The sequence below is a fragment of the Jeotgalibacillus terrae genome (assembly GCF_016908195.1).
Classification (GTDB): Bacteria; Bacillota; Bacilli; order Bacillales; family Jeotgalibacillaceae; genus Jeotgalibacillus; species Jeotgalibacillus terrae.
The window spans coordinates 21,026-45,047 of record NZ_JAFBDK010000020.1; the positions used below are offsets into that span (position 1 = coordinate 21,026).

Below are 24,022 nucleotides of genomic sequence, written 5' to 3' on the forward strand. Positions count from 1 at the left end.
AAAGGAGACCAACATGACAGAACAGCAGTTTTTTGAACAGCTAAAAGCAAATGGTATTACGTTAAGTGAAGAACAGCTTCAGCAGTTCAGGCAGTATCATGAAATTCTCGTTGAATGGAATGAAAAAATGAACCTGACTGCGATCACTGACCGTGAAGAAGTATATTTAAAGCATTTTTATGACTCGATCACAGCTGCTTTTTATGTTGATTTTACAAAGCCGCTCAGTATATGTGATGTGGGAGCGGGAGCAGGTTTTCCGAGTATTCCGATTAAAATCTGCTTCCCGCACTTGAAAGTCTCAATTGTGGATTCATTAAATAAACGGATTACGTTTTTACATCATTTAGCAGATGAGCTGAAGCTGACTGATGTACACTTTTATCATGACCGCGCTGAGACTTTCGGCCAAAACGCTGCACACCGTGAACAGTATGACCTGGTGACTGCCCGAGCTGTTGCCAGACTTTCTGTGCTGTCAGAGCTTTGTCTGCCGCTTGTTAAAACCGGCGGACACTTTGTAGCGATGAAGGGTGCAGGCGCTGCTGATGAACTTGAGCAGGGTGAAAAAGCACTGAAGCTTCTCGGAGGCAAAAAGTCAGCCGAACATGCTTTTACGCTTCCTGAAGAAGAAAGCGAACGATCGGTTATTGTAGTGGAAAAAACAAAATCTACACCTAAGAAGTATCCAAGAAAGCCGGGAACACCGAACAAATCTCCGCTTTCATAATGGCGTTTAGTTTTTCACAAAGGGTGGTGTGTCTTGATGAAGACTCCGTTTTCACGGATCTTTGGCCTTGGTGATAAGGACGAGCCTGTTTCGCCTGAAACCACGGAAGAAAAAGAAGTAAACCAAGAAGAAGTTAAACAAATTGATATTCATCAGATCAAACCGAACCGTTTTCAGCCGAGAACGATTTTTGATGATGAAAAAATAGATGAGCTGGCAAGAACCATTCATACACACGGCATTATTCAGCCAATCGTGGTACGCGAAAGCGGAGACGGTTTCTATGAGATCATTGCCGGTGAACGCAGATGGCGCGCGATGAAGTCACTTGAATGGAAAACTGCTCCCGCTATCGTGAAGAATATGAGTGATACTGAAACAGCATCTGTTGCTTTAATTGAAAACCTTCAGCGTGAAGAACTTTCTCCCGTGGAAGAAGCAATGGCTTACCAAAAGCTCCTGGATCTTCATGAATTGACACAGGAAGCCCTGGCTCAGCGCCTTGGAAAAGGTCAGTCGACAGTCGCAAACAAGCTGCGTCTTTTAAAGCTGCCTGAATTTGTGCAGGAAAGCATTATTTCAAAACAGATCACTGAACGCCATGCACGTGCACTGATTCCGCTTAAAAATGCTGAGCTGCAAAACAAACTCGCAGCAGACATCATCGAACTGCAGCTGAACGTCAAACAAACCGAGCAGCGCGTGCAAAAGATGCTTGAGTTAACTGAGACAAAACCGAAGCCGAAACGAAAAGCATTCAATAAAGACATGCGGATTGCCGTTAACACAATCCGTCAGTCACTGAATATGATCTCTGATTCCGGGATGAAGCTTGATTCAAAGGAAGAAGAGTATGATGATTACTATCAGATTACGATTAAGTTGCCTAAAAAGAAAAAATAGATTGAGAGAAAACCCGCTGATTTTGGCGGGTTTTTATTTTTGGATGGAGGCTTGTGGTCGTATCAGCGTCCGCCATGGTTGTGACAGTAGAATTGATGGTCGTATCCGCAGATCTGATTGCCCCATCCCATCAGCTTCCTAAACACCGGCTCTACTATTTCAACAAATCTCTGTTAAAATAAACATAATATTTTCATAGACCGAAGCATTCACAAAAAGGGGACGGGTGACACGAATGGGGAGAATGATTGCGATTGCGAATCAAAAAGGCGGCGTGGGTAAAACAACGACGTCTGTTAATGTCAGTGCGTGTCTTGCTTATTTGGGAAAGAAAGTGCTGCTGGTTGATATGGATCCGCAGGGTAATGCAACGAGCGGCGTTGGCATTAATAAAGGGGACGTGGATGAAAGCATCTATGATGTGCTCATTGAAGACGTACCGGCGAAAGATGTGATTAGAGGGACATCAGTTGAAAATCTGTATGCCATACCTGCAACAATCTCTCTTGCAGGAGCGGAAATAGAGATTGTTTCGATGGTTTCCCGGGAAATAAGGTTAAAAAAAGCACTGGAAGAAGTCCAGTCAAAGTTTGATTTCATCATCATTGACTGTCCGCCTTCACTCGGGATGCTGACGATTAATGCACTGACTGCGTCCGATGCCTGTATCATTCCGGTACAGTGCGAGTATTATGCGCTCGAGGGCTTGAGCCAGCTGCTCAGTACAGTAAGGCTTGTACAGAAGCACCTGAACCATCATTTACTTATTGATGGGGTGCTGCTGACGATGCTTGATGCGAGAACGAATCTTGGCATTCAGGTCATCGCTGAAGTGAAGAAATATTTTCAGGACAAAGTGTACCACACGATCATTCCAAGAAATGTAAGGTTAAGCGAAGCGCCGAGTCACGGACTGCCGGTTATTTTATATGATCCGAAGTCAAAGGGTGCTGAAGTCTATCTTGAATTAGCGAAGGAAGTGATTAGAAATGGCTAAAGGATTAGGTAAGGGTGTTAATCATATTTTTAAAGATATGTCACCAATTGAAGATGAGCATGTTCAGCATCTGTCTGTAAAAGATATCAGGCCGAACCCTTATCAGCCGAGAAAAATCTTTGAAGAAACACCGCTTGAAGAGCTCACTCAATCCATAAAAGAACACGGGATTCTCCAGCCGGTCATTGTACGTAAAAGTCTGAAGGGCTTTGAAATTGTAGCGGGAGAGCGCAGATTCAGAGCGGCTCAGGCAGCTGGGCTTGCACATGTGCCGGCAGTTGTCCGCGATCTGACTGAGCGTCAGATGATGGAGCTCTCTGTGCTTGAGAACCTTCAGCGTGAAGATCTCACACCGGTTGAAGAAGCCAATGCGTATCAGACGCTGCTTGATAAACTCCAGATTTCACAGGAAGAACTTGCAGAAAAAGTCGGTAAAAGCAGACCGCATATCGCCAATCATCTGCGTCTGCTTCATTTACCTGAAGGGATTTTGGAAAAGCTGTCATCAAAGAAACTGACGATGGGTCACGGCCGTGCGCTTGCAGGTGTGAAAAATGCTGAAACAGCCAATCAGCTGGCAGAAAAAACAGTAAGTGAAGGCCTCAATGTCCGGCAGCTGGAGAAACTGATTCAGGATATGAGCCCTGCGCGCAAAGACAAGCCGAAAAAACAGGCTGATCCTCATTTAAAACATCAGGAAACAGTGTTGAGAGAGCGGTTTGGTACGAGTGTTGCCATTAAGAAAAACAAAAATAAAGGTAAAATCGAAATTGAATTTATGTCTGAAGAGGACCTCGAACGGATCTTATCGTTACTTGGGGATCACGAAGAGTAATCTGTAACACATGCAGAAATGAGGGAGTTTGGCTTGGTATTGCTGGGGACGCTTGTGAATGGACTGTTGATTATTGTGGGCACGCTGATTGGAAAGCTGCTGCATAGAATACCGGAGAAAATGAAAGCGACTGTCATGTCAGCGATCGGTCTTGCGGTGATTGTACTTGGCCTGCAGATGGGGCTTTCAAGTAATAATTATCTCATTGTCATCATCAGTCTCGTGCTTGGTGCAGTCATCGGTGAATGGATGGCGCTTGATGATAAGCTAAATGCGATGGGCAGATGGATTGAGAGAAAGGTTGGGACAAACGGCGAGACAAGTATTTCACAAGGTTTTGTCACAGCTACGCTGATCTTTGTGATCGGTGCAATGGGTGTGATCGGCGCGCTTGATTCAGGTCTTCGAGGTGATCATCAGGTGCTTTTTACGAAATCCATTATTGATGGTTTTGTATCGATTATCTTAACATCAACACTTGGAATCGGCGTATTGTTTTCCGCAGTCCCTGTCGTTCTTTATCAGGGAGGGATTGCGCTTTTTGCTACGCAGATTGACCGTTTCGTACCCGATGTTTTGATGGATCAGTTTATTGCCGAAATGACGTCAGCAGGCGGCATTATGATCTTTGCAATCGGATTGAACCTCGTTGGGATTACAAAGATCCGTGTAGCCAACCTGCTGCCCGGGATATTGGTTGTCGGTCTCATTGTGACAATTGTTCATTTATATGAATCGTATGGACTGCAGCTAATTTCTTTCTAAAAAGAATGTTGGAATAGTGAATGGCATCTGTAATGCGTGAAGCCATCTCATTCACGAGATACAGCCTCGTATTCTGAAGCATCGCATGCTCCATGAATCCACCGGCGTTGACGATACCGGTAATATGCATATCACCGATCGGCGGCAGCTGCTTCTGAACGCCTGCCCCCGGGAAAATCGGTCCTTCCCCGACTTCGATATAGCCGATGTTGCGGTACTGGCCGAGGCATGCATCAATGGCTACAACAAATGCATCCTGATAGTCTGCACTGATCTTTTCAGCAGTTTCTTCGAGGTTAAGAGCATGGACAGGATCCTTTAAGGTTCCGTGCAGCTCGAAAAATGGCAGTTTTCTCTTTTCAAGAAGTGACCCTGTCAGCGGACCGAGTGAATCCCCTGTAGAGCGGTCAGTTCCTATACATACATAGACAATCGGACGATCAACAGGATATTTTGAAGCAAGTGTTCTTGCCAGTCTGTGTGGTGTCATATGGTCCTCTAAATGACTGCGGCAGCTTGTCTGTGTAAATTGACTTGGGGGGATCGCTTCGTTCATTATGCCAGCTCCTCTCACTTCTACAGTATAGGCTGTTCTTTATTTTTTATTCTGTTTATTCATTATATAATACATTTTGTTCTTTTTAAAGAACAAAATGTTTTTTCTTCTTATAAGTTGGAGAAAAAATCGAACGCTGATAAAATAAAGGTTAGTTGAAAGTGATTTTTTAATGAATAGCTCTGTTAAAGTCCAGTGTTGTTTTAGCACAGCTGGTGATTGTAGCGGAAGGGGGGCGACTCCAGCAGGAGAAGCACGAGGAGGCTCACCGCACGCCCTGCGGAAAGCGTTCCCCTGGAGCGGAAATCAACAGCCACCTTAACGTAGCCTAATGAAAAATAGGAAGTGATCTTTTGAAATATGCAGCACCTGATACAGAAGAAACACCGATTGAAGAGGCTGTTGATATCGGCGCCATGGCTGAAGCCTGGAATTCAATCGTTGCTTACTTAACAGACGAAGCGCGATGGATTGAAATGGGTATTATCATGCTCAGAATCATTCTGATCATTGTCGTTGCGGGCATTGTCGTGCGGATCGTCAAAAAACTGATCGAAAATGTATTCAAAGTCCGTGCGCGCGGACCGGTGCAGGTATCCGCAAGACGTGAAAATACACTGTTAAAACTCCTGCAGAATGTCGTATCCTACGTTGTGTATTTCGTAGCAATTCTTGCCGTGCTTTCCGCTTTTGAAATTGATGTGCGCGGTCTGATTGCCGGAGCCGGGGTTGTGGGCCTTGCGATCGGCTTTGGTGCACAGAACCTTGTCCGGGACGTCATTACCGGATTCTTTATTATTTTTGAAGACCAGTTCTCTGTAGGCGATTATGTGAGAATCGGTCAGGCGGAAGGTCATGTGGAAGAGATCGGCCTCCGGACAACAAAAGTAAAGAGCTGGACTGGAGAGCTTCACATTTTCCCAAACGGAAACATTACTGAAGTAACAAACTTTTCTATTCATAACAGTGTAGCTGTCGTGGATATCAGTATTGCCTATGAAGAAGACGTCTCAGCAGCTGAACAGGCGATCCGTGAATTCTGTGACGGCCTTGAAGGGAAATATCCGGAGATCGTCATGAAACCTGAACTGCTCGGCGTTCAGACACTTGGTGCTTCTGAAGTCGTGATGCGTGTTATTGCAGAAACACAGCCGATGAAACACTGGTATATCGGGCGTGAATTAAAACGCGAGATTAAACATTACCTGGATGCACGCGGCATTGAAATTCCATTCCCGCGTATGGTGATGTATTCAAGAGAAGAAACTGGAAAAATGCCACCGAAAATCGAGGAAGCAGATCAATAATAGGAGGGTGTGTCATGGAAGAAAAAGAGTTTGGACTGAATGATGTTGTGGAAATGAAAAAACCTCACCCTTGCGGCGTCAACCGGTGGAAAATCATCCGTATGGGGATGGATATCCGGATAAAATGTGAAGGCTGTTCACACAGCGTCATGATCCCGCGCCGGGAATTTTCACGTAAAATGAAGAAAGTGCTTGAGAAGCACGGAGAATAAACAGCGAGCTGACCGTATGGAATCTTATTTGATTTCATACGGTTTTTTTGAGGGAGCGTGTGAGTGGGGACGGACAGCGCCAGTCCTCTTGTATTTAACACGGGAACTCTATATAATTGTGTGAGGTTTGAATATGACACGTCACATGAATATGTTTTCAATAGAAGATTCAAGGAGTGAACGACATGGCTTTAACAGCTGGAATTGTGGGCTTACCTAACGTTGGGAAGTCTACTTTATTTAATGCAATTACAAAAGCAGGTGCTGAATCTGCAAACTATCCGTTCTGTACAATCGATCCGAACGTCGGAATTGTAGAAGTACCGGACCCGCGTCTAACAAAGCTGACAGAGCTTGTTGAACCGAAAAAAACTGTGCCGACTGCTTTTGAATTCACTGATATTGCAGGAATTGTAAAAGGTGCAAGTAAAGGTGAAGGACTGGGTAACAAATTCCTTTCACATATCCGTGAAGTAGATGCAATCGTACAGGTTGTCCGCTGCTTTGCAGATGACAATATCACACACGTTTCAGGAAAAGTGGATCCGATTGATGATATCGAAGTCATCAACCTTGAGCTGATCTTAGCTGACCTTGAAGCTGTAGACAAGCGCATCGCCCGCGTTGCGAAAATGGCGAAGCAGAAAGATAAAGATGCTGTCATTGAAATGACAGTACTTGAAAAAATTAAAGAAGCGCTTGAGAATAACCAGGCAGCAAGAACAGTTGAATTAAATGAAGAACAGGCGAAGCTTGCAAAAGGAATGCACCTGCTGACAAGCAAGCCGATGCTTTACGCTGCAAACGTGGGTGAAGACGAAATTGCTGATCCTTCAGATAACGAATACGTACAGCGCGTGCGTGAATTCGCTAAAGAAGATAATGCAGAAGTGATCGTTGTCTGTGCGAAAATCGAAGAGGAAATTGCAGAGCTTGATGAAGATGAAAAAGCGATGTTCCTTTCAGAGCTTGGCATTGAAGAGTCAGGACTTGATCAGCTGATCCGCGCAACATACGACCTGCTTGGTCTTGCAACTTACTTTACAGCTGGTGTTCAGGAAGTCCGTGCATGGACATTCCGTCACGGTATGAAAGCACCTCAGTGTGCCGGCGTCATCCATACAGATTTCGAACGCGGCTTCATCCGCGCAGAAACGGTTTCGTATGATGACCTGATCAATTCAGGCGGTATGGCTCCTGCAAAAGAAGCTGGAAAAGTACGTCTTGAAGGTAAAGAATATATTGTGAAAGACGGAGATGTGATTCACTTCCGTTTTAACGTATAAAATGTTTGCCCCCGGGAGAGATTCCGGGGGTTTTGTTTTGAAGTGAAATGCTGCACTCACCGGGGTAGGTCAAATGGCACTAAAGAGCGAAGATAGATGGTTATATGTCGAACATGCCAGTATGTGTGTTGAACATGAACCACCAGACGTTGAACCGGGACGACTGAAAGCCGAACAACAACTGTTTTCCGTCGAACCACCCGCCACCCCTTCGAAAAAACGCCCTGCCATCCAACTGGACATCCCGTCCCCAATCCGTTACAATAAAATAAGAACAAATGTTCTGTTTCTGTTTGGGGGAGAACAGAATCTCAAAATCTTACTGTCACCCTTGTCCTATAGATGGCACTGTGCTATAATATATCCTTGTGAGTAATATAATTTGTTTATTACTCCTTGTCTCCTGACAACAGGAGGCCGCATAGACCATAAGGAGGTGAAAACCGATGAGAAAGTACGAAATCATGTACATTGTCCGTCCAGATGTTGATGAGGAGCAGAAAAAAGCTGTCACTACACGCTTTGAAGAAATCCTTACTTCAAACGGAGCGGAGATCATCGAGTCAAAAGAGTGGGGTAAGCGTCGTTTCGCTTATGAAATTAACGAGATTCGCGAAGGATTCTATCAGATCGTTAAGTTGAACTCAGGTTCTGAGGCTATCAACGAATTCGACCGTCTGGCTAAAATCAGCGATGATATCGTTCGCCACATGACGATTCGCGAAGAAGAAAACTAATCTCTAAATATAAGCTTTATGTAATGGCTGGCATCTGCCGGCCTGCGCAAACACAAAGGAGTTGGTTCTGATGATGAATCGGGTCGTATTAGTCGGTCGATTAACGAAGGATCCGGACTTGCGCTATACGCCAAGCGGTGTAGCAGTTGCAACATTCACACTCGCTGTTAATCGTGCTTTCACGAACCAGCAGGGAGACCGTGAAGCGGATTTTATTAACTGCGTTGTATGGAGACGTCCAGCAGAAAACGTAGCGAACTTCCTTAAAAAAGGAAGCTTGGCAGGCGTTGACGGACGGATTCAGACACGAAGCTACGAGAACCAGGAAGGCAAACGCGTGTATGTCACTGAAGTGAATGCAGAAAGTGTTCAATTCCTGGAGCCGAAGAATGCTTCAGGCGGCCAGTCCGGCGGCGGAAGCTACGGAAGCAATCAAGGGTATCAGGACAATAACAACTTCGGTCAGAATCAACCGCGTGAAAACCAAAGCAACCAGAACAATCAGAACTACACAAGAGTGGACAAGGACCCATTCTCAAATGACGGTCAGCCGATCGACATTTCAGATGATGATCTGCCATTCTAAGAGGTGTAGAACCATAAAATCTTAAACAAGAAGGAGGGGAATCCCATGGCAGGAGGACGCAGAGGCGGTAAGCGTCGTAAGAAGGTGTGTTACTTTACTTCAAACGGTATTACACACATCGACTATAAAGACGTTGATCTACTAAGAAAGTTTATCTCTGAGCGTGGAAAAATTCTTCCACGTCGTGTAACTGGAACAAGCGCTAAGTATCAGCGCAGACTGACAGTTGCAGTTAAGCGCGCACGTACAATGGCACTACTTCCATTCGTATCTGGCGAATAATTAAAAAACAGGCTGTTCCGGTTAATCTGGAACAGCTTTTTATATGGAAAAAATAAGTTATTTAGACCTTCTTATATTACTAAAAATTCCATATAAATTCATTTATTAAGTAATACGAACTAAATAAATTATTTTATATCTCTTCACTTTTTAATATATTAACCGATCTATATGTATATGGCTGACACAGTCTAGACATAAAATTGGTTTACGGGGTGAACAGAGTGAAACTGAAATCTATTAAGACAAAATTAATTTTAACAACTTCAATTGTACTTATTGCTGCATTTGCAGTACTGCTCAGTTTAACCGGCTGGCAGCTTCATGACAGGACACAGGAAAATGTGCTGAGTCAGGCAGAAGGAATTGCTGGTGAGCTGCAAAACTCCACAGAAACGTTCCTTGATCAATATGGTCGCAGCATTGAACAGGTGGCCTCTACGACCACAGCCATCCAATACGCAGAAGCTGCGCTTGAAGATGGTGATGCAGCAGCAACGAACGAGCTTGAACAATTACTGGAAGAGTATCTGACCATTTATTCAGATCCTTCTTCAATTTACGTGGCAGCTGACAATGGCTCATTATTGATCTCTCCATATGTTGATCTGCCGGCAGACTTTGACGCGACAACGCGTGACTGGTATCAACAGGCAGCTGCTGAGCCGGATACGGTCATCTGGAGTGAGCCGTATATTGATGAAGCAACTGGAGAATACGTCGTCACTGCAGCAAAGGCGATTCAGGATGGCTCTGAACTGATCGGAGTCGTCGGAACTGATGTGAAGCTGGGTGACTTAACAACAAAACTTGGTGAAACACAGATTGGTTATAATGGATATCCGTTTGTTCTTTCAGGTGAGGGGATTGCGATTGTGCATCCGACGCTTCAGAGTGAAAACCTGATGGAACTTGATTTTATTCAGGACCTGTTTGCGCAAGATCAGGAAACAGGCCGCATTGATTATAACTATGACGGATCAGATAAATTAATGGTTTATTCTACTGCAAGTAATACTAACTGGAAAATCGGTGTTGCTTTCGATGAATCTGATATTATGGCAGAATCGCTGTCGATTGTGACATTACTGCTTATTATCGGGATCGTCACATTAATTGTCGCAGCGGTTATCATGTCGATTGTGGCAAGCAGATTCTCAAAGCCGATTGTCAGCCTGAAAGAGTCTGTGCGAGAGGTTGCAGGCGGTGACTTAAGCACACGTGCGCATGTAAAGTCTGATGATGAGATTGGCGAACTGGCAACTCAGTTTAATCAGATGGTTGATAACATGAATAGTATTTTGACGACTGTAAAGCTGTCTGTGAATGAAGTGCGCGGCTCTGCTGAAGGCTTAAGTGCTGTGGCGGAAGAAACGAATGCATCGAGTGAACAGGTGGCGAGTGCAGTAAGTGATATTGCTGATGGTGCCACGCAGTCTGCTGAAGAGGCAGATGAAGCGAACCGTCAGTCGCAGACGCTTGGTGAAAAGATCAACGCGATCTCAGAGCAGTCTAAGCAAATGTCTGAAGTCGCAAGTGAAGCAGGCAGTGTGAATGCGAGCGGAATCAGTCAGATGAAGCAGCTGAAAGAATATCACACGTCCTCAACTGAATTCATTCAGTCAATGGAAACTGTGATTAGAGACCTCGAAAATAAAGTACAGACAATTGAATCAGTCATGGCAACCATTACTGAAATTTCTTCACAGACGAACCTTTTAGCGCTGAATGCTTCGATTGAAGCTGCGCGGGCAGGTGAGCATGGTAAAGGGTTCGCAGTTGTTGCAGACGAGGTCAGAAAGCTTGCTGAGCAGTCTGTACGTGCGACTGATGAGGTGAAGCAGACGATTGCTGATATTCAGGACAGTTCAAAGCGTGCTGTAAATGAAATGGGACGCACGAAAGAGAACTTTGACAATCAGTCAGTTGTCGTTGAGCAAACAAATGAGATTTTTGATCAGATGTCTGATTTCATGGGTACAATGGAAACGTCTATTTTAGCTGTATACCGTGAAATTCAGGATGTCTCTGCAAGCAAGGAAGCTGTCTCGCGCGTTATTCAGGAAATGGCTGCGATGGCAGAGGAAACAGCTGCATCATGTGAGCAGGTGGCGGCTTCAACGGATGAACAGGTAAGAGCGATTCAGACCGTAACTGAATCAGCTGAAAGATTGAGTGAGCTGAGCGATGACCTGCAACAGGCAGTCAACCGGTTCCAGCTTGATGAACAACAGGAAGATTAATATGAAAGTCCCTGGATCATTCGTGATTCAGGGACTTTTTTCAAATTCATCAATCCAGTGAACGGCAGGGCCTGCAATTTGGTCCGGCTGATGGGCTGATGGTTGATGAAGGCCTGCCAGACAGATAAAATGAGTATGATGTCCTGATTAGAAAAGATAGAGGTGCACGAATGAACAATTCAAATACATTAAGGCTGACAGAAGGCGCGATGATGATCGTCATCTTTACATTGCTGCTTCTGATCTCAAATTATATACCAGTGCTTGTCTTTCCAGTGTCATTAGTCATGATGCTGCCATTTATGCTATACAGCATGAAACACCCCTTACGCTACTCCTTGATCCTCATTGCAGCTGCGATAGGGGTTACTGGCATTGTCAGCGGGTTTTTATCTATTTTTGCAGCATTTGCCTATGGTACAACAGGTGTCACGATCGGCTGGATGATCCAGCAGGGTAAAAGTAAACTGGCTGCGCTTGCCGGTGGTACAATTGCTTTTCTTGCAAATATGCTTTTACTGTATCTGGGGGCCATCTTACTGTTTGGCATCAATCTCATTGATGGACTGTTTATAATCATTAATGAATCTCTTAATCAGTCTCTTGATATGGTAAGCGGGATGGGCCGTGATGTAACTGAAGTTGGAGAATCGATCAGACAGAGTCTCCAGGTGTACGAATTACTCTTTCCAACGCTGTTTATCATGACTACATTCATCTTCATGTGGTTCGTTTTCCTGGTCAACTTCCCAATCGCGAAACGGCTGTTAAAAACCGAGCTCCCGTCATTTGAGCCATTACGCAACTTGTCATTGCCGAAAAATGTGATCTGGTACTATCTGATTGTTCTCGTGACTACGCTGATTGCAACGCCTGAGCAGGGGACAACATTTGCTTTCATGCTGGTTAACCTTCAGCTTGGATTTGAGCTGTTAATGATTTTTCAAGGGCTTGCTTTTATTCATTTTTACGGCCATTTGAAAGGCTGGAATAAAGGGCTTTTGGTGATTTTGACCATTTTAGGCGTATTGATCAATCCATTAACGAGAATTTTAGGTATAATAGACTTAGGTTTTGATTTACGGAAACGGATCAGTGTGAAGAAGTAAAATCACACTTTTCTTTAAAACGGATAGAATAGAGCATATATCATGCAAACGGGAAAACCGTTTTGGGAGCTGAAAGCATGCCAACATATTTTCAACACCGGATTTTACGCCGGCTGCTGCTGGGGCTTACACTGATTGTTCTTATCACTGCGGCAGTATTGCTTTTATACAACTGGATGTTTGCCGTTGGTACGCTGATTCTGGCAGTGCCGGTCCTGTGGTACGCTTTTGTATTTGAAAAGCGCTTTTTCAACGATACAGAAGACTATATATCCACACTCTCCTACCGGGTAAAAAGAGTAGGCGAAGAAGCACTGATGGAGATGCCGGTTGGTATTCTGTTATATAATGACGATTTTTATGTAGAGTGGGCGAACCCTTACCTGACTGCTTTTATTGAAGACGGCACGATGATTGGCCGTTCTTTATATGATGTGGCTGATGTATTGGTGCCGGTTATTAAGAAAGAAGGAAGCGTTGAGGAAACGGTCTCGTGGCAGGGACGGATCTTCCGGATAATTCACAAGCAGGATGAAAAACTGCTGTATTTCTTTGACGTGACTGAGCAATCTGAAGTCGAAGAGCAGTATGCAGCGGACCGTACAGTGATTTCTGTCATTTTCCTGGATAACTATGATGAATTAACGCAGGGAATGGACGACTCTGCCCGCAGTAACATCAACAGCTCTGTCACCACTTTACTGAATCAGTGGGCAACAGAGCACGATATCTATGTTAAAAGAGTCTCGTCTGACCGTTTTCTCGCCGTTATGAACGAGCGCATTCTGCGTGAACTTGAACACGAAAAATTCACGATTCTTGATTCGATCCGTGATATGACATCAAAACAGAACGTGCCGCTGACGCTTAGTATTGGCGTCGGTTCAGGTGCTGAAACACTTCCTGAACTTGGACGTCAGGCACAGTCGAGCCTTGATCTGGCACTTGGCCGCGGAGGCGACCAGGTTGTGATTAATCAGGCGAACGGTAAAGTGAAGTTCTACGGCGGCAAGACGAACCCGATGGAAAAACGGACGCGTGTACGTGCACGCGTGATCTCTCACGCACTGCGTGAATTGATCGTCAGCAGTGATAAAGTGATTGTCATGGGACATAAGCGTCCTGACATGGATGCAGTCGGTGCCGCGATCGGTGTCAGAAAGATTGCACAGATGAATCAGCGGGAAGGTTTTGTCGCACTTAATTTCACAGAAATCGACAGCGGGGTCAACCGTTTGATTGATGAGATTAAAACGAAGCCTGATCTATACTCGCATATGATTACGCCTGAAGAAGCGCTTGATATGGTGACAGATGATACATTGCTCGTCATTGTGGATACGCACAAGCCGAGTCTTGTCATTGAAGAAAAGCTTTTGAATAAAGCGGAGAAAGTCGTCGTCATTGACCACCACAGACGCGGTGAGGAATTTATTGAAAATCCGCTTCTTGTATACATGGAGCCTTATGCTTCCTCAACGGCTGAACTGGTCACAGAATTACTTGATTATCAGCCAAGAACTGAGAAAATCACAATGCTTGAAGCGACCGCACTGCTTGCTGGTATAATAGTGGATACGAAAAGCTTCACGATGCGTACAGGATCCCGGACGTTTGATGCGGCTTCCTATTTAAGAACGCTTGGCGCGGATACAGTGCTTGTTCAGCAGTTCTTAAGAGAAGATGTGACAACCTACGTCGAACGGGCGCGCCTGGTTGAAACGGTCACATTTTATAAGCATGGGATGGCCATTGCTTTTGGTGACGATGACAGGGTACATGATTCTGTGATTATCGCCCAGGCAGCTGATACACTTCTGCAAATGGAAGATGTCGCAGCGTCATTTGTTGTCGCGTTCCGTGATGAAGGTGTGGTCGGTATCAGCGCGAGATCCCTCGGCACTGTCAATGTACAGCTGATCATGGAGAAATTGAATGGCGGAGGCCACCTGACGAATGCAGCAACCCAGCTCAAAGGTCTCACCATTGATGAGGCTGTAGAGCAGCTGAAGCAGGCAATTAACGAACACATCGAAGGAGGAACTGAAGAATCATGAAAGTAATTTTCCTACAAGACGTAAAAGGTAAAGGTAAAAAAGGCGAAGTGAAAAACGTAGCAGATGGTTATGCGCACAACTACCTTCTGAAAAATAATCTGGCTGCTGAAGCGAACGCAGGAAACGTCAGCCAGCTGAATGCCCAAAAGAAAAAGAAAGAGCAGGAAGCACAGCAGGAGCTTGAAGAAGCAAAGCAGCTGAAAGCAAAAATCGAAGAACTGACAGTTGAACTGACAGCGAAATCCGGAGAAGACGGCCGCCTGTTCGGCTCAGTTACATCGAAGCAGATTGCAGAAGAACTGAAAAAAACGCATGGCATTAAAGTTGATAAGCGTAAAATCGAACTGAGCGATGCCATCCGTTCACTCGGCTACACAAATGTACCGGTAAAAGTTCATAACGATGTAACCGCTACTGTAAAGGTTCACGTAACAGAGGAATAAATTAGGGTCTTCTGAAACCAAACGCATCCATGATATACTATGACCAAATAGAAACAAATAAACATGCCGGGACTGTGCGAATTTCCTGATGGAAGCGCAGTCCCGGCATTTTATACAGCATCACAGGAGGGATCCGACGTGAATGAACAGTATGCGGACCGAATGCCGCCGCAAAATATAGAAGCTGAGCAGGCCGTGCTTGGCGCCATCTTTTTAGAACCCCAGTCACTGATATCTGCGCAGGAAGTCCTCATGCCGGAAGATTTTTACCGAAGTGCCCACCAGCGGATTTTTGACGTGATGATCAGCTTAAGTGATAAAGGAAAAGCGATTGACCTTGTTACAGTCACTGAAGAGCTTGCAGCCATGAAAGAGCTTGAAGATGTTGGGGGTATCTCTTATCTAACGGACCTTGCCGGCTTTGTGCCGACTGCAGCCAACCTTGAATATTATGCCCATATTGTAGAAGAAAAAGCGCTGTTAAGACGACTGATCCGCACTGCTACCACGATCGCACAGGATGGTTATGCGCGTGAGGATGAAGTCGAAAACCTCTTAGCTGAAGCTGAACGAAATATTATGGAAGTCGCAAACCGTAAAAATACGAGTGCCTTCCATTCGATGAAAGATGTGCTAGTGCGCACGTATGACAATATTGAAATGCTCAATAGCACGCAGGGTGACATCACCGGCATTGCAACGGGCTTTAACGAGCTGGACCGTATGACAGCCGGCTTCCAGCGTAATGATCTGATTATTGTAGCTGCCCGTCCGTCAGTTGGTAAGACCGCTTTTGCCCTGAATATTGCACAAAACGTGGCAACCAAAACAGGTGAGAACGTTGCGATCTTCAGTCTGGAGATGGGTGCAGAGCAGCTTGTGATGCGTATGCTCTGTGCTGAAGGGAACATCAATGCCCAGAACCTGCGTACAGGTGCCCTGACAGATGAAGACTGGCGCAAGCTGACGATGGCGATGGGAAGCCTGTCAAATGCCGGTATCTATATTGATGACACACCTGGTGTGCGCGTACAGGATATCCGTGCAAAATGCCGCCGTCTGAAGCAGGAACATGGTCTCGGTATGATTTTGATTGACTACATGCAGCTGATTCACGGAACAGGAAAGCCTGGGGAGAACCGTCAGCAGGAAGTATCTGAAATCTCCCGCTCACTAAAAGGACTGGCGCGTGAACTTGAAGTGCCGGTTATTGCACTGTCACAGCTTTCACGTGGCGTGGAATCGCGTCAGGACAAGCGTCCGATGATGTCTGACTTACGTGAATCAGGAAGTATTGAGCAGGATGCCGATATCGTTGCCTTCCTTTATCGTGATGACTATTATGATAAAGAAAGTGAAAATCAGAATACGATTGAAATCATTATTGCCAAACAGCGTAACGGCCCGGTTGGTACCGTGTCTCTTGCCTTTATTAAAGAATATAATAAGTTCGTCAACCTCGAGCGGCGTCTGGATGATCCGAATATGCCGCCTGGTGCGTAAAGCCTCCTTTATGGGGGCTTTTTTAATTTTGTGATGCGTGAGCGGGCTGTCCACCCTGAAAACATATCTGCCAGCACTCATATGAAGAAGATCACATTTCGTCACCCTAAAATAACGAATATAAATAACTATTTAACTAATAATGTTCGTCTTTTTATTGACTGACTACTCAATGACTGGTAAACTGTTCTTGTTTGATAAAAAGGGTGTAACAGCCTGACGGAGGTGCGTTCCATGTCTTCAGTAGTCGTAGTAGGAACTCAATGGGGAGATGAAGGAAAGGGTAAAATCACTGACTTTCTCTCAGAACATGCAGAAGTAATTGCACGCTATCAGGGCGGTAATAATGCAGGACATACAATTAAATTTGATGGTGAAACATATAAACTGCATCTCATTCCATCAGGGATCTTTTATAAAGATAAAATCTCTGTGATCGGAAACGGAATGGTTGTAGATCCAAAAGCGCTTGTACAGGAGCTGAAATATCTTCATGACCGCGGTGTCAGCACAGAGAATCTCCGTATCAGTAACCGTGCCCATGTCATTCTGCCATACCATTTAAAACTGGATGAAGTGGAAGAAGAGCGTAAAGGTGAAAATAAGATCGGAACAACGAAAAAAGGAATCGGACCTGCTTATATGGATAAAGCAGCGCGTGCCGGTATCCGTATCGCTGACCTTCTTGATAAAGAGTCATTTGAAGAGAAGCTTGAAAATAACTTAGTTGAAAAAAATCGTATGCTTGAGCGCTTCTATGAAGTGGAAGGCTTTACGAAAGAAGATATTTTTGAAGAGTATTATGAATATGGCCAGCAGATCGCAAAATATGTATGCGATACATCTGTTGTGCTGAATGATGCACTTGATGAAGCGCGCCGTGTGCTGTTTGAAGGAGCGCAGGGTGTGATGCTTGATATCGACCAGGGTACATACCCGTTCGTTACGTCATCGAACCCGGTAGCAGGCGGAGTGACAATCGGTTCAGGTGTTGGACCGACTAAAATCGGGCACGTTGTAGGTGTATCTAAAGCTTATACAACGCGCGTTGGTGACGGCCCGTTCCCGACTGAGCTTCATGATGAAATCGGCGATAATATCCGTGAAGTCGGCCGTGAATACGGTACAACAACAGGCCGTCCACGCCGTGTGGGCTGGTTCGACAGCGTCGTTGTACGCCATGCACGCCGTGTAAGCGGACTGACAGATCTTTCACTGAACTCAATTGATGTATTAACAGGCATCAAGACACTGAAAATCTGTACAGCTTACCGTCTTGATAACGAGATCATCACAGAATACCCGGCAAACCTTCGCACACTTGCGAAATGTGAGCCGATTTATGAAGAGCTTCCGGGCTGGGATGAAGACATTACAGGCGTACGTTCACTTGATGAGCTGCCTGAAAATGCACGTCACTACCTTGAGCGCGTCTCACAACTGACAGGCATTCCACTCTCAATCTTCTCAGTAGGACCCGACCGCACACAGACAAATGTTGTGAAAAGCGTGTGGAGAGTAGAGAAGTAATAAGAAAAGTGGAAGGCGCTTGTTCAGCTCCGACAGGCATAAGACGCGGAGCGAAAAACGGGCGCTTTTCCCGTTTACCGATGCGTGGCTTATGACCCGAGGAGCTAGCGCCTGGAACTGGACAAAGAAAAGTGTAAGCGCCTTGTTCAGCCCCGACAAGCATAAGACGCACTGAGAGAAATGGGTGACCTTTCCCATTTTCTCAGGGTGACTTATGACTCGAGGGGCTAGGCGCTGGAGCTGGACAAAGAAAAGTGTAAGCGCCTTGTTCAGCTCCGACAGCACGGCGTCTGAAACGAGATCAAAGAAAAGGGTATCCGCCAATTTGGCAGGATATCCTTTTCTTATAATATCTTTACATCCCAGTTTTTAATCGCCTGCTGTACATTTGAAAAAGTTTGAATATCATCAAATTGAATACCGTTTAACACGATGTGCTGAGCAAGCTCAGGACGCAAGCCGCTTACATTCACATCAATACCTAACAGCTTCAGGACATTGGTAATATCAAATACATGCCCTGCAACTTCATTATCAATCGTCACAATGCCTGAAAAATCAATGATCACACAATCCAGGTCCATGTTGCTGATCTGAGGAATTGTCTGAGTCATCAGATGCTCTGCACGTGCTGAATCAATTTTGCCGACAAGCGGCAGCACCACAACGCCCGGCTGGATTGGAACAATCGGTGCCGAAAGCGCAAGAATCTCTTTTCTGCTCTCAGCATTGATCCGGTTCTTATATTTTTCAAATAGAAGAATCGATTCCCGCATGTTGATATCCAGAATGAAATTCAGGCGGTTTAATACAAACAGTGTATCTTTTGTAGACAGTTCTTTCTGCATACAGATCGTTCCGATCAAATCACTGAAGTACATTCTTGTATCAGGATAGGGACGGATTAATGAAGACAGCTTATCCATCATAGAAACCTGTTCTTCAATATTATCCCGGCTCCATTTTAAAAACTTCTCTTCTACAGACTCATCTTCTTCCACGATCAGCGTGTCGGAAAAGAATTTAAAAAATCGTCCATTATTTTTTCGTGATTCCTCAATCATGGATTGCGGAATCTCCACATCTACTTTTCCAAGGCTGTACACTAGGAGTTTTTCACCAAGCTCTTCTCCATTATCTTTCAGGTATGAAGCAAAATCCTGAATCGAACCCATGTCAATCCCTCAATTCTATGTTTGTAAGTGCAAGCGTGCTCCGCTTTTCTCTTGTCCAGCTCCGGCAGGCAGCTCCTCGAGTCATAAGCCACACTGAGAAAATCGGGAAGGTCACCCATTTCTCTCAGTGCGTCTTATGCTTGTCGGAGCTAAACGCCCGCCTACGCTTTTCTCATTGTCCAGCTTCAGGCGCTAGCTCCTCGGGACATAAGCCACGCATCGGTAAACGGGAAAGGTCACCCGTTTTCCGCTGCGTGGCTTATGCCTGTCAGAGCTGACCAAGCGCCCTCCGCTTTTCTTTTCAATGAATAGCTTTCTTTTTAAATCTTCCTCCGCGGACTTCGGCGATGCTGCCGACTGCGAGGAAGGCGTTTGGATCTATATCTTCTACTATACCCTTAAGTTTGGCCTCTTCAAGCCTTGTGATCACACAAAAAACGACTTTTTTCGAATGCAGGGTAAAACCGCCCTGTCCATTCAGGTAAGTGACGCCGCGGCCAAGGCGGTCAATAATCGCGTCACCAATTTCAATATAATCATCACTGATAATCCAGGCTGCTTTTGATTCATCGATTCCCTGAATCACTATATCAATCGTTTTAAATGCAATAAAATAAGCAATTAATGAGTACATCGCGCGGTCCCACTCAAACACAAAACCTGCGACGCCAAAAATAAACAAATTGAAAAACATAATAATTTCCCCTACGGAAAAAGGGAGGTTTTTGTTAAACAGGATTGCAAGAATTTCTGTGCCGTCAAGTGAACCACCATATCGAATGACAATTCCCACACCAACGCCGAGTACAATTCCGCCAAATACAGTCGCAAGCAGCAGATCATCTGTAAAACCCGGTACACTGTGAAGGAAATACGTGGAGATTGACAAAACAGAAATGCCAAGCAATGTGGAAAATGCAAAAGTTTTTCCAATCTGCTTATAGCCGATAAAGAAAAATGGAATATTTAATACAAATATAAAAAGTCCAAGCTTCCATTCAGTTAAGTAAGATAAAATAATTGAAATACCGACAATTCCGCCATCAAGAACCTGATTCGGTACCAGGAACAGCTCCAGCCCTACTGCCATCAGAATGGCACCAAGACAGATGAAAAAAGCTCTTTTACTGACTGATTTTAAAGACAGTCTTTTATGCTGGCTCCTCTTCTTTGATAAAACAGGAGGCAGTTCATTCTTTTTCCGCTTTGTGGGCAATACGCATCCCTCCTGGTGGTATAGATGCATATATTATACATGAAAAAACCCGCAAATGCGGGTTACTCAACTGTTTCATATAAAACATTTAATCTTTTATACGTTTTCTCATCGCAAATAATATACAAATTATCGCCTTTTTTCAGCGGCTTTTTAATCGCTTCATTGAAATCCATATCTTCATTTACTGCAATGAGTACGGCACCATCATCCAGCAGTTTTTGTGAGGCATCACGATAAGTTTTCCATGTGTCTTTCGCTTTAAACACATAGATATTGTTACCGAAACGTTTGCTGAGAAGCTGCCTGAAAATAGTGGTCGTACCGGGCTGCAGCGTTGCTTTCGCCATCAGCAGTGATACCGAATCATCGGATAAAATAAAGTCATCAACGCGAATATGGTTGAACTTCGAGATATGACGTTCTTCACAAATTTCAACAATCGTCTGAATATCAACCTCATGAGTGACAGACATTGCTTCAACAGCAGAGGCAATCAGAAGACTTTTCCCGTCTCTTAGCACTGTATCCTCTATATCAGGATCTGAAAAAATGGCTACTCTTTTTGCTTCAGTAATATTTGCTTTATGTAAAATACGTTCTTCTGTAGGATCTCCACTGATAAAATGTACCTTATCCTCAGAAAAAGGTGTTTCCTGCATATCCTCCACTAGAACAATCTCAGCACCATTATTATGATACAGCACTTCTTTGATTGCCTGCTCAGTCTTTTTTGACCAACCAATATACACATAGTGCCCACTCTTTTTATACACTAGACGCCCCTCCTTTTTTAAACGCTGGTATGTACTTGCCGCCTCTACTATTTTTCCGATTAATACCCCAATCAGACCAATCCCGAAGATAAATAAGAAAATCCCGACGAGTCTGCCTGCAATAGAGACTGGAAAGAAATCTCCATATCCTACAGTGGTCAGTGTAGTCATGGTCCACCAAAAGCTGTCAAACAGTGTTGGAAATGTATCAGGCTCAAGCAGATGGACTGAAAAAGTACCAAATAATATAATAAAAGCCGATAAAATTGAAATTACACGGAAATCCATCTCAGAAAGCTGTTTCCAGAGCCTAAAAAATATCTGCACAATATATCCCTCCTTTTTAATGAATACGTTCTGCTTCATCAGAAGTTTCTATTATCTAGATTTTACCGCTTTTTGAGGCCTGGGCATATCATTAATCAGGTGAAATCATCAATATGAAAAAAACCCGAAAAACTTTTTAAAAAAAGATTGTCAGGTTTTAAAAGATTATGGTATAGTTAGATTCGTTGCTAAGGCAGCGCACAAACGATGGCCCGTTGGTCAAGTGGTTAAGACACCGCCCTTTCACGGCGGTAACACGGGTTCGAATCCCGTACGGGTCACCATTATACATACCATCGTAACAATATCTGGTCCCGTGGTGTAGCGGTTAACATGCCTGCCTGTCACGCAGGAGATCGCCGGTTCGATCCCGGTCGGGACCGCCATTCACGGCTTTGTAGCTCAGTTGGTAGAGCAATGGACTGAAAATCCATGTGTCGGCGGTTCGATTCCGTCCAAAGCCATAAGATACGCTGCAATCGCGGCGTATTTTTTTTATTCTCTCAAATTCCCCAAAACATTTTATATAACCCTTTTACCCTTCTGTTAAACATCTCAATTTCATAACAAAAGTATTACAGTCAAAAAATTGTCACTCTTTGATCCTCTCTCTGCCCTTTCAGATCAGGTAGTTGGATAGAAATGGGTGAAATATAGCAGGATGTCGTTTTTTACAGTTAGGAAACAAGGCTTGTATGACTACTTCCATATGGTACATTTGGATGGCGCATTTTTAACGTGTGCTGATTCAACCTTACTTGCTGGAGGATAACACAATGAATAATAACGAACAGAAAATAAACCATTCATATAGACAACCAGGCAAAAGCCTTAAAATATTTGCTGCAGGCATTATACTGTCATCAGCCCTATGGGGATTTGACAGTGAAGCAGCAGCTGAGTCACGTGGATTAACCGTCGTGCATCACGTGTATGCCGGTGATACGTATATCGGAGTTGTAACCGACCCTGACGACCTGACTGCATGGGCTGAGAAAAAAGAAGAAGAGCTTGAAAAAGAAGCTTCAGGCGATGTCACTCATAACCTGACATTAATTCCCGAGCAGGTATTTAATCCGCAGCCGGAAGACCGTAATCTGATGGGTGAAGCAAAAAAAGCAGCTGAGTTTGTGACAGATGCCTATGAAGTAACACTCGGTGATCAAGTCGTTGCTTACGTCGAAAATGAAGACGCTGCAAAAGAAACAATCAGACAGCTGAAGCTGACAGCCGTTACAGAAGAAGAACTGGCGCGTTTTGAAAAGGAAGATCTTTCGAAGGCGCTTGAAGCGGGTGATAGCCGCATCACTGCAATTGACATAAAGGGAATAGGCGACCAGGCTGAAACTGAGGTGGAACCGGCAGCCATTTCAACACCTGAAGAAGCTGCAGAAAAGCTTTCAGCAGGTACTGTCATCTCTTCTGATCATGAAATCGCAGAAGGTGAAACAAAAGAAGACATCATGAAGCTGTATGGAATGACGGAAGAAACTTTCGATGAATTAAACCCGGAAGCAGAAGTACTGTCTGAAGGTGCATTTGTAAAAGTAGAAGAAACAGTTCCCGGTGCTGAAGTCCAGGTAACACGTGAATCACGTATTCAGGAAGACATTGACTTCGAAAAGGTTGTAAAAGAAGACAATGAGATCCTGAAAGGGGAAACACGTACTGAGCAGGAAGGCGCAAAAGGCGAAAAAGTCTATACGCAGTTTACAACGGAAGTAAATGGAAAGCAGACAGCCAAGTCGAATGAAAATGAAGAAATCACGAAAGAAGCGAAAAATCATATCGTCTTAGAAGGGACGAAGGAAATTCCTTCTAAGGGAACGGGTTCACTGATCTGGCCTGCTGATGGAGGATATATCTCCAGCCATCAGGGACCGCGCTGGGGCGATCATCATAAAGGAATTGATATCGCGAGCCCGGACAGTCTGACAATCAGTAATGTCGACAATGGTGTGGTTGTATCAGCTGGATTCGAGGGTGACTATGGAAATAAGGTTGTTGTTGACCATAATAATGGGATGCGCACGATCTATGCTCATCTGAGTGAGATCCATGTTCAACCCGGACAGGTTGTTGGTCAGGGTGAAACACTCGGTCTGATGGGAACAACAGGATTTTCAACAGGGATTCATCTCCATTTTGAAGTATATGTAAATGGTGACCTGAAAAACCCGATGGATTATGTGAATTATTAGATAGCTATACTGCTGCCGGTACGGTTTTAAATGAAAAACTGGACACTGGCAGCAGTTTTGTGTATTAAAATAGAAGAGGTATGATATGTGCTCCTCCGGGAAAGGGGCAGTGATATGACACAAGAGCAAACTATTTCCCGGGAAATCAGTTGTTAAAATAGGGTAAAGAGTGAATTATCACTGTTAACGTGATACATTTACTATAAGAAATACGATTGCTCTATGATGACGAATTAAAAGGAGAAT

At 44.5% G+C, this 24,022-nt stretch carries 23 protein-coding genes and 3 tRNA genes; 22 read left to right on the top strand and 4 right to left on the bottom strand.

The genetic code is table 11. The annotated features are described in order from the left end of the window. The first annotated feature begins 13 nt into the window (after positions 1-13). The 6 genes from rsmG to JOD21_RS16070 are packed head-to-tail and all read left to right on the top strand — an operon-like array spanning position 14 to position 4,230. Positions 14-730, top strand: a complete 717-nt coding sequence (gene rsmG, locus JOD21_RS16050; protein WP_204730592.1) for a 16S rRNA (guanine(527)-N(7))-methyltransferase RsmG — start codon at positions 14-16, stop codon at positions 728-730. A 36-nt stretch (positions 731-766) separates the two neighbouring features. After that, on the top strand, positions 767-1,633 hold the full coding sequence (gene noc / locus JOD21_RS16055) for a nucleoid occlusion protein (protein WP_204730593.1): 867 nt from the start codon (positions 767-769) through the stop codon (positions 1,631-1,633). A gap of 53 nt (positions 1,634-1,686) precedes the next feature. Beyond that, positions 1,687-1,815 (top strand): hypothetical protein, encoded by a 129-nt coding sequence (locus JOD21_RS19520; protein WP_275579607.1) that lies wholly within the window; start codon positions 1,687-1,689, stop codon positions 1,813-1,815. 53 nt (positions 1,816-1,868) lie between these two features. Beyond that, positions 1,869-2,630, top strand: a complete 762-nt coding sequence (locus JOD21_RS16060; protein ID WP_204730594.1) for a ParA family protein — start codon at positions 1,869-1,871, stop codon at positions 2,628-2,630. Further along, the gene (locus tag JOD21_RS16065) at positions 2,623-3,465 is read left to right on the top strand and encodes a ParB/RepB/Spo0J family partition protein (protein WP_204730595.1); all 843 of its coding nucleotides are present in this window, start codon (positions 2,623-2,625) and stop codon (positions 3,463-3,465) included. The genes JOD21_RS16060 and JOD21_RS16065 overlap by 8 nt, the downstream gene beginning before the upstream one ends. Before the next feature lie 33 nt (positions 3,466-3,498). Next, a complete protein-coding gene (locus tag JOD21_RS16070; protein WP_204730596.1) occupies positions 3,499-4,230 on the top strand; it encodes a DUF554 domain-containing protein in 732 nt (243 codons plus the stop codon). Here the strand turns inward: JOD21_RS16070 and yyaC are convergent. Further along, the gene (yyaC, locus tag JOD21_RS16075) at positions 4,172-4,786 is read right to left on the bottom strand and encodes a spore protease YyaC (protein ID WP_204730597.1); all 615 of its coding nucleotides are present in this window, start codon (positions 4,784-4,786) and stop codon (positions 4,172-4,174) included. The genes JOD21_RS16070 and yyaC overlap by 59 nt on opposite strands. Before the next feature lie 416 nt (positions 4,787-5,202). Between yyaC and JOD21_RS16080 the strand changes: the two genes are divergently transcribed. From JOD21_RS16080 to JOD21_RS16135, 12 genes are all read left to right on the top strand, one after another. Then, positions 5,203-6,093, top strand: coding sequence for a mechanosensitive ion channel family protein (locus tag JOD21_RS16080; RefSeq protein ID WP_204730621.1), 891 nt, complete (start codon positions 5,203-5,205; stop codon positions 6,091-6,093). Between the two features lie 14 nt (positions 6,094-6,107). Next, positions 6,108-6,305, top strand: coding sequence for a DUF951 domain-containing protein (locus tag JOD21_RS16085; protein WP_204730598.1), 198 nt, complete (start codon positions 6,108-6,110; stop codon positions 6,303-6,305). Between the two features lie 185 nt (positions 6,306-6,490). Next, entirely contained in the window at positions 6,491-7,591 is a 1,101-nt protein-coding gene (ychF, locus tag JOD21_RS16090) for a redox-regulated ATPase YchF (protein WP_204730599.1), read from the top strand. Positions 7,592-8,037: 446 nt separating this feature from the next. Then, positions 8,038-8,328, top strand: a complete 291-nt coding sequence (gene rpsF, locus JOD21_RS16095; protein WP_204730600.1) for a 30S ribosomal protein S6 — start codon at positions 8,038-8,040, stop codon at positions 8,326-8,328. 70 nt (positions 8,329-8,398) lie between these two features. Continuing rightward, positions 8,399-8,914, top strand: coding sequence for a single-stranded DNA-binding protein (gene ssb, locus JOD21_RS16100; RefSeq protein WP_204730601.1), 516 nt, complete (start codon positions 8,399-8,401; stop codon positions 8,912-8,914). A 45-nt stretch (positions 8,915-8,959) separates the two neighbouring features. After that, positions 8,960-9,196: a 30S ribosomal protein S18 gene (gene rpsR, locus JOD21_RS16105; RefSeq protein WP_134381170.1), complete on the top strand. Its 237-nt coding sequence runs from the start codon at positions 8,960-8,962 to the stop codon at positions 9,194-9,196. A 224-nt stretch (positions 9,197-9,420) separates the two neighbouring features. Then, positions 9,421-11,439, top strand: a complete 2,019-nt coding sequence (locus JOD21_RS16110; RefSeq protein ID WP_204730602.1) for a methyl-accepting chemotaxis protein — start codon at positions 9,421-9,423, stop codon at positions 11,437-11,439. Between the two features lie 170 nt (positions 11,440-11,609). Beyond that, entirely contained in the window at positions 11,610-12,548 is a 939-nt protein-coding gene (locus tag JOD21_RS16115) for a YybS family protein (RefSeq protein WP_204730603.1), read from the top strand. A gap of 77 nt (positions 12,549-12,625) precedes the next feature. Continuing rightward, a complete protein-coding gene (locus JOD21_RS16120) occupies positions 12,626-14,605 on the top strand; it encodes a DHH family phosphoesterase (protein ID WP_204730604.1) in 1,980 nt (659 codons plus the stop codon). Continuing rightward, on the top strand, positions 14,602-15,048 hold the full coding sequence (gene rplI / locus JOD21_RS16125) for a 50S ribosomal protein L9 (protein WP_041123979.1): 447 nt from the start codon (positions 14,602-14,604) through the stop codon (positions 15,046-15,048). Before JOD21_RS16120 ends, rplI begins: the two co-directional genes overlap by 4 nt. Positions 15,049-15,186: 138 nt before the next feature. After that, on the top strand, positions 15,187-16,551 hold the full coding sequence (gene dnaB / locus JOD21_RS16130; RefSeq protein WP_041123978.1) for a replicative DNA helicase: 1,365 nt from the start codon (positions 15,187-15,189) through the stop codon (positions 16,549-16,551). A gap of 234 nt (positions 16,552-16,785) precedes the next feature. Continuing rightward, positions 16,786-18,081 carry an adenylosuccinate synthase gene (locus JOD21_RS16135; RefSeq protein ID WP_204730605.1) on the top strand — a complete coding sequence of 432 codons (1,296 nt, stop codon included), beginning with the start codon at positions 16,786-16,788 and terminating at the stop codon, positions 18,079-18,081. A gap of 344 nt (positions 18,082-18,425) precedes the next feature. On the opposite strand, the gene JOD21_RS16140 is transcribed toward JOD21_RS16135, so the two are convergent. The 3 genes from JOD21_RS16140 to JOD21_RS16150 form a co-directional block, all read right to left on the bottom strand. Continuing rightward, positions 18,426-19,256, bottom strand: coding sequence for an STAS domain-containing protein (locus tag JOD21_RS16140; protein ID WP_204730606.1), 831 nt, complete (start codon positions 19,254-19,256; stop codon positions 18,426-18,428). 301 nt (positions 19,257-19,557) lie between these two features. Continuing rightward, positions 19,558-20,403, bottom strand: coding sequence for a YitT family protein (locus tag JOD21_RS16145; protein WP_380269207.1), 846 nt, complete (start codon positions 20,401-20,403; stop codon positions 19,558-19,560). Positions 20,404-20,534: 131 nt separating this feature from the next. Next, a complete protein-coding gene (locus JOD21_RS16150) occupies positions 20,535-21,575 on the bottom strand; it encodes a potassium channel family protein (RefSeq protein WP_338032916.1) in 1,041 nt (346 codons plus the stop codon). A 209-nt stretch (positions 21,576-21,784) separates the two neighbouring features. On the opposite strand from JOD21_RS16150, the gene JOD21_RS16155 reads away from it, so the two are divergent. From JOD21_RS16155 to JOD21_RS16170, 4 genes are all read left to right on the top strand, one after another. Continuing rightward, positions 21,785-21,859, top strand: a tRNA-Glu gene (locus JOD21_RS16155). Between the two features lie 26 nt (positions 21,860-21,885). Next, a tRNA-Asp gene (locus JOD21_RS16160) sits at positions 21,886-21,961 on the top strand. 5 nt (positions 21,962-21,966) lie between these two features. Further along, positions 21,967-22,039, top strand: a tRNA-Phe gene (locus JOD21_RS16165). Positions 22,040-22,351: 312 nt separating this feature from the next. Continuing rightward, positions 22,352-23,776, top strand: a complete 1,425-nt coding sequence (locus tag JOD21_RS16170; RefSeq protein WP_204730609.1) for a M23 family metallopeptidase — start codon at positions 22,352-22,354, stop codon at positions 23,774-23,776. The last annotated feature ends 246 nt before the right edge of the window (positions 23,777-24,022 follow it).